The organism is Blastomonas sp. AAP25 (assembly GCF_001295965.1).
Lineage (GTDB): Bacteria > Pseudomonadota > Alphaproteobacteria > Sphingomonadales > Sphingomonadaceae > Blastomonas > Blastomonas fulva.
Genome location: NZ_LJHP01000044.1, coordinates 1 through 9,407, shown reverse-complemented (window position 1 = coordinate 9,407; position 9,407 = coordinate 1). Strand labels below are relative to the sequence as shown.

Annotated in this window: 10 protein-coding genes; 9 read left to right on the top strand and 1 reads right to left on the bottom strand. The window is 64.2% G+C overall.

Annotation, left to right across the window (positions count from 1 at the left end):
* Positions 1-115: 115 nt before the first annotated feature.
* Positions 116-1,027, top strand: a complete 912-nt coding sequence (locus IP68_RS18925) for an SDR family oxidoreductase (RefSeq protein ID WP_054136584.1) — start codon at positions 116-118, stop codon at positions 1,025-1,027.
* Positions 1,028-1,154: 127 nt separating this feature from the next.
* Positions 1,155-1,970 carry a helix-turn-helix transcriptional regulator gene (locus IP68_RS18920; protein ID WP_117351689.1) on the top strand — a complete coding sequence of 272 codons (816 nt, stop codon included), beginning with the start codon at positions 1,155-1,157 and terminating at the stop codon, positions 1,968-1,970.
* A 40-nt stretch (positions 1,971-2,010) separates the two neighbouring features.
* On the opposite strand, the gene IP68_RS18915 is transcribed toward IP68_RS18920, so the two are convergent.
* Positions 2,011-2,562: a VOC family protein gene (locus tag IP68_RS18915; protein WP_054136583.1), complete on the bottom strand. Its 552-nt coding sequence runs from the start codon at positions 2,560-2,562 to the stop codon at positions 2,011-2,013.
* 100 nt (positions 2,563-2,662) lie between these two features.
* On the opposite strand from IP68_RS18915, the gene IP68_RS18910 reads away from it, so the two are divergent.
* The 7 genes from IP68_RS18910 (at position 2,663) to IP68_RS18880 (ending at position 9,280) form a co-directional block, all read left to right on the top strand.
* Entirely contained in the window at positions 2,663-3,880 is a 1,218-nt protein-coding gene (locus IP68_RS18910; RefSeq protein WP_054136582.1) for an aromatic ring-hydroxylating dioxygenase subunit alpha, read from the top strand.
* A gap of 47 nt (positions 3,881-3,927) precedes the next feature.
* Positions 3,928-5,313 (top strand): SRPBCC family protein, encoded by a 1,386-nt coding sequence (locus IP68_RS18905; protein ID WP_054136581.1) that lies wholly within the window; start codon positions 3,928-3,930, stop codon positions 5,311-5,313.
* Positions 5,310-5,723, top strand: coding sequence for a nuclear transport factor 2 family protein (locus tag IP68_RS18900; protein ID WP_054136580.1), 414 nt, complete (start codon positions 5,310-5,312; stop codon positions 5,721-5,723). The genes IP68_RS18905 and IP68_RS18900 overlap by 4 nt, the downstream gene beginning before the upstream one ends.
* Positions 5,720-6,073 (top strand): putative quinol monooxygenase, encoded by a 354-nt coding sequence (locus IP68_RS18895; protein ID WP_054136579.1) that lies wholly within the window; start codon positions 5,720-5,722, stop codon positions 6,071-6,073. Before IP68_RS18900 ends, IP68_RS18895 begins: the two co-directional genes overlap by 4 nt.
* Entirely contained in the window at positions 6,070-6,870 is an 801-nt protein-coding gene (locus tag IP68_RS18890) for an SDR family oxidoreductase (protein WP_054136578.1), read from the top strand. Before IP68_RS18895 ends, IP68_RS18890 begins: the two co-directional genes overlap by 4 nt.
* A 4-nt stretch (positions 6,871-6,874) precedes the next feature.
* Complete coding sequence (locus IP68_RS18885; RefSeq protein WP_054136577.1) at positions 6,875-7,675, top strand: sugar phosphate isomerase/epimerase; 801 nt, start codon at positions 6,875-6,877, stop codon at positions 7,673-7,675.
* Between the two features lie 126 nt (positions 7,676-7,801).
* Positions 7,802-9,280: a phytoene desaturase gene (locus tag IP68_RS18880; protein ID WP_054136576.1), complete on the top strand. Its 1,479-nt coding sequence runs from the start codon at positions 7,802-7,804 to the stop codon at positions 9,278-9,280.
* The last annotated feature ends 127 nt before the right edge of the window (positions 9,281-9,407 follow it).

The window sequence follows — 9,407 nt, the reverse complement described above, 5'->3', positions numbered from 1 at the left end:
GGGGGGGGCCCTGAAACGGCATTGGTACTAGGACCACCCCGGCTTCGGCTGCGCCTCAGCCACCCCTCCCGCGAGCGGGAGTGGAAAAAGAAAACAACAATCAAGGAGACCCCCCATGGACATCACCCAGATCATGTACCGACCCGGCCTGATGCAGGGCGAGCGCATCCTGGTGACCGGCGGAGGCACCGGGCTGGGCAAGGTGATGGCCGAGGCGTTCGCATATCTCGGTGCCGAGGTGCACATCTGCGGGCGGCGCGGCGCGGTGCTCGAAGCCACCGCCGACGAACTGATGACCCGGCACGGCGGCACAATCGGAGCGCATGCCTGCGACATCCGCAAGCCCGATGCAATCGATGCGATGGTCGAGCAGATCTGGACGCAGCACGGGCCGCTCACCGGTCTGGTCAACAACGCGGCGGGCAACTTCATCAGCCGCACCGAAGACCTCAGCGTCAACGGCTTCAATGCGATCTCGGACATCGTGTTTCGCGGCACTTTCTACATGACGCACAACATCGGCAAGCGGATGATCGCCGAGCAGATTCATGGCAATTTCCTCGCCATTCTCACCACCTGGGTATGGAACGGCGGGCCGTTCACCGTGCCCTCGGCGATGTCCAAGGCCGGGATCAACGTGATGACGCAAAGCCTGGCCACCGAATGGGGCCGCTATGGCCTCAGGTTCAATGCGATTGCGCCGGGCACCTTCCCCACCAAGGGCATGACCGAGCGGCTATCGCCCGGCAATGCGCAAGGGATGCAGGGCCGCAACGCCGACCGGTCCAACCCGATGGGCCGGGTCGGCGCAATGCACGAGCTGGCCAATCTGGCCGTGCTGCTGATGGCGCGCGGCGCGGACTATATCAACGGCCAGACCATCGCCATCGACGGCGCGGGCTATCAGGCCAATTCAGGCAATTTCTACCAGGGCCTGTCGCGGATGGACGATGCGCAATGGGCCGACATGGCGTCGCAGATTCGCGGCGCGAACGACAAGGACAAGGCCGCGCGGACCACCGATTGACCGCGTGGTGGCACAATATGTCACACTCCGCGCCAAAAGCCGCATGAATGCCAACATTCCGTAGCGTTGTACCCCAGTCTGACATACTCTTCGGGGCGGAGAGCAGGATCGAATCAAAGGCAAGACCATGATCGAGACACCACGTCATTTCACCGAGAAAGCCGAGGGCCGCAACAACCCGGTCAACACGCTGGCACAGCGCGTCACCATCCGCCGGGTCGAAGACATTCACGATGCCGCGGTCGCGCTGCACGAGATGTCGCAGACACGGGGGTTCAGGGTCGCCGCCTGCGACGACATCTCGTCCAAGGAACCGATGATCGATGCCGATGGCGCGATCATCAACGGAGAAATCTTCGGCTGGATGGCCGATGGCGAACGCTGGTGGGAGGATACAAGGCTGGCGCTCAACTCGCCGCTGCCGCGCGCCTGCCGCTACGAGAGCGAGCCGTTCTGGTGCAACGAGCACGGCATGTTCGGGCGCTGGCGCAACGAATATCTCGAAGAGATGGACCTTACCGATTTCCGCAAGCGATCGTTGTGCCATGCCGCGATCATGGTGCCGATCCACCTGCCCTTCGGCCAGATCGGATCGGTCAGCTTCACCCCGCTCGACAAGGACCTCACCGACCTTTCCGAGCCGTTCGAGAAGCACGCCGACCTGATGGCGGCAATGACGCGGCGGTTCATCGCGGGCTATGTCATGGTCATGCGCACCAAGCGGCGGATCCCTGCGGACTGCATGCTGTCCAAGCGCGAGGTCGAATGCCTGCGCTGGGCGGCGATCGGCAAGACCGACAAGGAGATCAGCATGATCCTCGACCGCAGCCACGCCACCATCCGCTACCACATCCACCGCGCGGGCGAAAAACTCGACGCGGTCAACCGCAGCCAGACGATCTTCAAGGCCGGGCAACTGGGGTATCTGGGCGCGAGCGATTGAGAAACGCAGCTCTCTCCCCTGAAGGGGAGAGAGCTAGGGATCACCCCAGCACCCGCACCGGCTCCGTCCCGTCCCAGCCCTTCGCCGCCTCTGCGATCATCGCAAAGAACCCCTCGCTTCCACTCGCTGGCTGCAATATCTCGACAATAGCCCCCGCATTGGGCCGGGTCGATGCCGGGCCGCAATCGGCATAGATCACCGCGCCGTCCGCCCCCACCTTGCCCTCGACCAGCACCAGCCCGCCGCCCGCCTCGACTGCCGCGCGGGCGCCTGCGATGTCGTCGGTCAGCAGGCAGACATGATGCATCGCCCCGCCTGTTGGCAGATAGTCGCCGCGGTAGATCGAGGGCGCATCATTGTCCTGCCGGATCAGCTCGATCTGGACATCGCCCCATTGCGCCAGCGCGATGGTGAAGCGGCAGTCCGACGGCGCACCCATGAACCGCCCATCCTCGAGCACGATGTTCTCCATCACGAAGAACGGGCCGACCCCCATCGTTTGAGTCCAGTGCTTGAGCGCGGCGTCGAAATCAGGCGGCACGAACGCGATCTGCATCGGCTTGCCGATGGCGGAGATGGATGGATGGCTCATGGCGGCGCTGTCTCCACTGACTAAACCAATAGTGTCTTTGCCCTGCCCCTTTCTGGCATGGTGCCCGCAATTGCCATTGTCCAATTTGGGAGGGCCTTGCATGGCCGAGCGCGATCCGTCCGACAGCCTGACGCCCGACTGGGCGGCGTCGCGCAAGCTGCGTGCGCGCGAAATCCGCCGCAGGATCGTCGCCAATGTAGCGAACAAGACCACCGACATGGCAGACGGTCCACTGCCGTTGCACAAGTCCGTCTATATCGATGAAGCCCGCTTCCAGGCCGAGCGCGAGCACCTGTTCCTGGGGCAGCCCTTGGTCGCGGGGCTGACCGGCGACATCCCCGAGCCCGGCGATTATCTGGTGTTCGACGCTGCAGGCCCTTCGATCCTGGTGATTCGCGGCAAGGACACTGTCGTCCGCGCTTTCCGCAACCTGTGCACGCACCGGGGCGCGAAGCTGGTCGAGCAGGCCGAACCGTTCACCGGCAAGGCGAGCCGCATCTCCTGCCCGTTCCACGCCTGGACCTTCGACAACCTGGGCAAGCTCGTCGGCCAGCCGGGCAAGGCGGGTTTTGCCGATTGCGACATCGGCGCGCGCGACCTGCTCGAACTGCCCTGCACCGAGCATCTGGGGCTGATCTTTGTGCGCGCATCCGAGGGCGAACCGATCGATGCCGCGGCGCATCTGGGCGATTTCGCTGACCAGCTCGCGCTGATCGAATTGCACCGCGCGGTGCCGGTGAAGAAGGGCATCTTGCGCGCTGAGTCCAACTGGAAGTTCGCGCTCGACACTTATGGCGAGGGCTATCACTTCGCCGCCTTGCACGCCTCGACCATCGGCCAGACGCACTACAACGACATCTCGGTGCTCGAACGCTTTGGCCGCCACCACCGCATCAGCTTCCCCGACAAGACGGTGGGCGATCTGGTCGGAAGAGACGAGGCCGAATGGCCCGACACCGAATATGGCGGGGTGCATTACCTGTTCCCCAACACCGTGATCTTCTTCGGCGCGGTGACCCCGGGGGTGTATTTCACCCAGGTGTTCCGGCTGTTCCCCGATGGCGTCGGCAAGACCCGTTGCCAGTTCGGCGTCTATGCGCCGTTCGGGATCATCGACGAAGCGTATCGCGGCGTGTGCGAGATGGCGTACGATGCCACCGCCGAAGTCGTGCAGACCGAGGACTATCGTGTCGCCAGCCACGGTTATGCGAACCTGAAGACCGCGCCTGAAGATTTCCACGTCGTGCTGGGCGCCAACGAGAGCGCACCGCAGGCGGTCCACCAGCATATCGCCGAGGCCATCGGGATGCCGATTTAGGCTTCCCTGACGCGCGAAAAGAACAGAACGAACGAGGAGAGTACCCTATGGAAGATGCGAGCCGGACCTATCCTGCCGACCGCTGCCCGGCGATCACGGTCGACGAGATCCTCGACCTTGACAGCCGCACGGTGCCTGATGAGGTCCGCGGCGACAGCTGGCGCGATCTCGGCACCGAGCCGGTCACCGCCGAGCGCTATACCAGCGCCGCGTTCTTCGAGGCCGAAAAGAAGCACATGTGGCCCAATGTCTGGCAGATGGCGGCGCGCGAGGACGAGCTGCTGCAACCGGGCGACTATGTCGTCTACAACAATGTCGGCCGGTCCTATCTGGTGATGCGGCAGGACGATGGATCGGTGAAGGCGTTCCACAATGTCTGCCTGCACCGGGGCCGCAAGTTGCGCACCGAGAGCGGCTCGGCCGACGACCTCACCTGCCCGTTCCACGGCTTTGCCTGGAAGACCGACGGCGCGATCAAGCACATCCCGTGCGAATGGGATTTCCAGCACCTGAAAGAACGCGACATGAGCCTGCCCGAGCTGCGGGTCGAGCGCTGGCAGGGCTTTATCTACGTCACCGAAAGCAGCACGCAGGTGAGCCTTCGCGACTATATGGGCGCAGAAGTCTACGACCGGTTCGGCCGCTGGCGTCTCGACGAATGCTATACCGCTTTGTGGATCGGCAAGGTCATCAACGCCAACTGGAAGGCGGTGTCCGAAGCCTTTATGGAAGCATGGCACTCGATCGTCACCCACCCGCAGATCCTGCCCTATACCGGCGATGCCAACACCCGCTATTCGATGTGGGGCGATCATGCGAACCTCGCGCTGACCCCGTTCGGCCTGCCCAGCCCGCATCTGGCGGCGGACAACTTGAGCGAAGACGACATCATCGCAGCGTTCAGCCGCACCTCGGGCCGCTCGGCCTCGCTCGAAGGCCGCAAGCTTGCCGAGGGAGAGACCGCGCGCACCGCAATGGCCGAGACCAACCGCGCCAACTATCTCGATGCCCTGGGCTATGACAGTTCGGACATTTCGGACAGCGAGATGCTCGATGCGTTCACCTACAACATCTTCCCCAACCTCTCGCCCTGGGGCGGGTTCGTGCCCAACATCGTCTATCGCTGGCGCCCCTGGCCCGACCAGAACGCGACGTTGATGGAGGTGCGGCTGCTGGGCCGCAAGCCCAAGGACGGCGCGATGCCCGAAGCTGCCGAAATGCGCTTTCTTGGACCGGATCAGCCCTGGGCAACGGTCACCGAATGGGGCGCGCTGGGCGAGGTCTTCGACCAGGATATGGAGAACCTGCCTTATGTGCAGGAGGGCCTGATCGCCTCGGCGAACAACCGCGTCGAACTAGGCCGCTACCAGGAAGGCCGCATCCGCCAGTTCCACCAGACGATGGACAAGTATCTGAATGGACAGCTGCCGTGAGCGGCTTTCGGGGGGCAAGCGAAGATCAGCTCGCGATCCGCGCGCTGATCGACAGCTACACCGACGCGGTGTTCCGCCGTGACCCGCAGGACTGGGGCGCGACCTGGACTGAGGATGCGTTGTGGAACCTCGCGGGCACCGAGGTCCGCGGGCGCGACGCGATCGTCGGTCTGTGGACGCAGGCGATGGCGGGCTTTCCGTTCGTGGCGTTCTTTGCGCAGATCGGCCACATCGCCATCGATGGCGACCGCGCGACGGGCCGGGTCTACACCCATGAATATCTCGAACTCGCCGATGGATCGGTCAGCCGCCCGATCGGCCAGTACCTCGATGTCTATACCCGCACCGCCGATGGCTGGCGCTTTGCCGAGCGGCATTTCAGCATCCTCAAGGAGACACAGGCCAAATGAGTATTGTCATTGCAGGCGAGGTCGATTTTCCGATCGGGAACCGCGACACCGCGCTCGCTGGCGCGCGCGACCTGATCGCGATGGCGCTCGCCGAGCCCGGCTGCCGTCATTACGCCTGGACCGCCGATCCGCACGATCCGGGCCGGGTGCATGTGTTCGAGGAGTGGGACAGCGCCGACGAGTTGCAGTTCCATCTCGAAGGCCCCGCCTATCAGGGGATGCTGCTGCACCTTTCGCAGTTCACGATCCTGAACGCCGATACCCGCAAGTACCGCTTCGATCTGAAAGAGCCGGTATACGGACCCGATGGCGTCGCCACCGCGCGCTTTGTGAACGAGGCCGCAGCATGACCGACCTGACCGGCAAGACTGCGATCGTCATCGGTGCGGCGGGCGAGCACAATATGGGCCAGGTGATCGCACGGCTGCTTGCCGGCGCGGGGGCGAAGGTCATCGTGTCGGGGCGCAAGCGCGAACCGATCGAAGCTTTGGCAGCCGAGATCGGCGGCGAGGCGGTGACCTGCGACCTCACCAGCCGGGCAGACGTCGACGCGCTGTTCGATGGCGCCGCCGCGCGGCACGGCACCGTCGATATCGCGATCAACGCCACCGGCTGGGGGCTGATGAAGTCCTGGGCCGATGTGACCGATGACGATCTCGCGCAAATGGTCGCGCTGCAGTTCACCGGCGTCCACCACATGCTGAACGCGTGCCTGCGCACGATGACGAACGGCGGATCGGTCATCCAGATCTCGTCTGCCACCACGCAATGCCTGATTTACGACCACGCCGCCTATATCGGCACCAAGGCGGGGTCCGAGGCGCTGATCCGCTGCTTTGCCAACCAGTATGGCCCAAACGGCATCCGCGCCAATGTCGTCTCGCCGGGGCTGACCGCCACGCCGATGGCGGCAAGCGCGGTAGCGACCCCGGGGCTGGAGGCAGCGTTCGCTAAGGAATATCCGCTGGGCCGGATCGGCACCGCGGACGATATCGCGCACACCGTGCTGTGGCTGTGCGACGATCGCACCTTCGTGACCGGGCAGAATATTCACGCCAATGGCGGGCTGACGCTGCGGCGCAATCCGCGCCCCGAAGAGATCGGTGCCTCGGTGGGGGCCGCGATGGCCGCGCTGAACCCGCAATGACCGCATGAGCGGCCATCTGCTCTCGCTGGCATCGGGCGTTCTGCCTGAATTCTCGCCCGAGCAGACTGCGGCTGCAGCCATTGCCGCGGGATGGCCTGCGGTCGGTATCTGGGTCGAGCCATCGACCTGGACGGCGGCGACCGCCGCAGAGGTTCGCGCCCGCACCCGGGACGCGGGGACCGTGGTGCTCGATGTCGAGGTCGTCTGGCTGAAGCCCGGCGCGGACGATCCCGATCATCTGCGAATCATCGATGCCGGTGCCACGATCGACGCGCGCAACGTGCTGGTGGTCAGCTCCGACCCCGACCCGCAGTCCAGCGCCGACAAGCTGCGGCGGCTGTGCGAACACGCCGCCGATCGGGCGATGCGGGTATGCCTGGAGTTTGCCGCCTTTACCGAGATCGCCTCGCTCGCCGCCGCGCTCGATGTCATCAGCCGCACCAACCATCCCGCTGCCGGGTTGTTGATCGATCCTCTGCATTTCGCGCGCACCGGGGCGACTCCGGCCATGTTGCAGGGCGTCGATCCGCGCCTGCTGCCCTATGCGCAGTTCTGCGATGCCGCAGCTTTGGGGCCATTGCCGCAGGATGTGCCCGCCATCATCGAGGAAGCGCTCGACCTGCGGCTCGACATTGCCACCGGAGGCCTGCCGCTGCGCGCATTGATCGATGCACTGCCATCGGCAATTCCGCTCAGCATCGAGCTGCGGTCCAGGGCGCTCAGGGACGGTTTTGCCGATCCGGCAGAGCGCGCAGCCGCGCTGCTGGCCGCAACCCGTAGCGGCATGGCGGTGCTGCAACGCTGACCCGGGCGCAGCGGTCGCAACTTTTGGCTTAAAATCTGCGCATCTGCTGGATCATCGGCCACGTAACGTTATAGTGCTGCACAATCTGCCCGCGCATTCGGGTCGCAACCAGGGGCCAATTATCACGTGAAGAAAGCTGCTGTCATCGGGTCGGGATTCGGCGGGCTGGCGCTCGCCATCCGCCTGCAATCTGCCGGAATTGCCACCACCGTTATCGAAGGCCGCGACAAGCCGGGCGGCCGCGCCTATTTCTGGGAAAAGGACGGCTTCACCTTCGATGCCGGTCCCACCGTGATCACCGATCCGCCGTGCCTCGAGGAGCTGTGGGCGCTTTCGGGCCACCACATCAGCGAAGATGTCGAGCTGATGCCGGTGATGCCGTTCTATCGGCTCAACTGGCCCGACGGCACCAATTTCGATTATTCGAACGACGAGGCGAGCCTGCGCGCCGAGATCGAGAAGCTCAACCCCGCCGATGTCGCGGGTTACGAGAAGTTCCTGACCTACAGTGCCGGCGTGCACGACGAGGGCTATCTCAAGCTCGGCCACAAGGCGTTTCTCGACTTTGCCAGCATGATCAAGGCGGCGCCCGCGCTGATGAAGTATCAGGCCTGGCGCTCGGTCTATTCGATCGTGTCATCGTTCGTGAAGAACGAGAAACTGCGCGAGGCCTTGAGCTTCCACACACTGCTGGTCGGCGGCAACCCGATGAAGACCAGCTCGATCTACGCCCTGATCCACAAGCTGGAAAAGGACGGCGGGGTGTGGTTCGCCAAGGGCGGTACCAACCGGCTGATCGCGGGCATGGTCACGCATTTTGAACGGATAGGCGGCACGGTGCGCCTCAATGACCCGGTCACCGAGATCGAGACGATGGGCGACAAGGTCACCGGCGTGGTGACCAAGAGCGGCTGGCGTGACAGCTTCGATGCGGTCGCCAGCAACGCAGACATCGTGCACAGCTATCGCGACCTGCTGGGCAAATCGGGCCGCGGCAAGCGCGCGGCGGCGAGCCTCAAGAAGAAGAAGTTCTCGCCCTCCTTGTTCGTCGCGCATTTCGGCATCAAGGGTGACTGGCCCGGAATTCCGCACCACATGATCCTGTTCGGTCCGCGCTACAAGGGCCTGCTCGACGATATCTATGACCATGGCGTGCTGTCCAAGGACTTCTCCTTGTACCTGCACCACCCGACCGTCACCGATCCCAGCATGGCGCCTCCGGGGCACAGCACCTTCTATGTGCTCTCCCCCGTGCCGCATCAGGGCAAATTGCCGATCGACTGGAAGGAAATGGGTCCGATCTACGAAAAGCGGATCCTCGACGAGATCGGCCACCGGCTGATCCCCGACATTCACGAGCGGATCGTCACCAGCTTCCATTACACGCCGCAGGATTTCAGCAACGATCTCAACGCGCATCTGGGAAGCGCGTTCAGCCTCGAGCCGCTGCTGACGCAAAGCGCGTACTTCCGCACGCACAACCGCGACGATGCCATCCCGAACATGTACTTCGTGGGCGCAGGCACGCATCCGGGCGCGGGCATCCCCGGCGTGGTCGGCAGCGCCAAGGCGACGGCTGCATTGATGCTGGAAGATATGCTCTGAAACTCAAATCCTCCTCGAGCTTGTCTCGGGGAGGGGGACCGCCGACCAGAGGTCGGTGGTGGAGGGGAGGCGGTGTTGCGCTTCGCCTCCAATGATGCACTATCCCGCTTCCCCCCCCCCCCCCCCC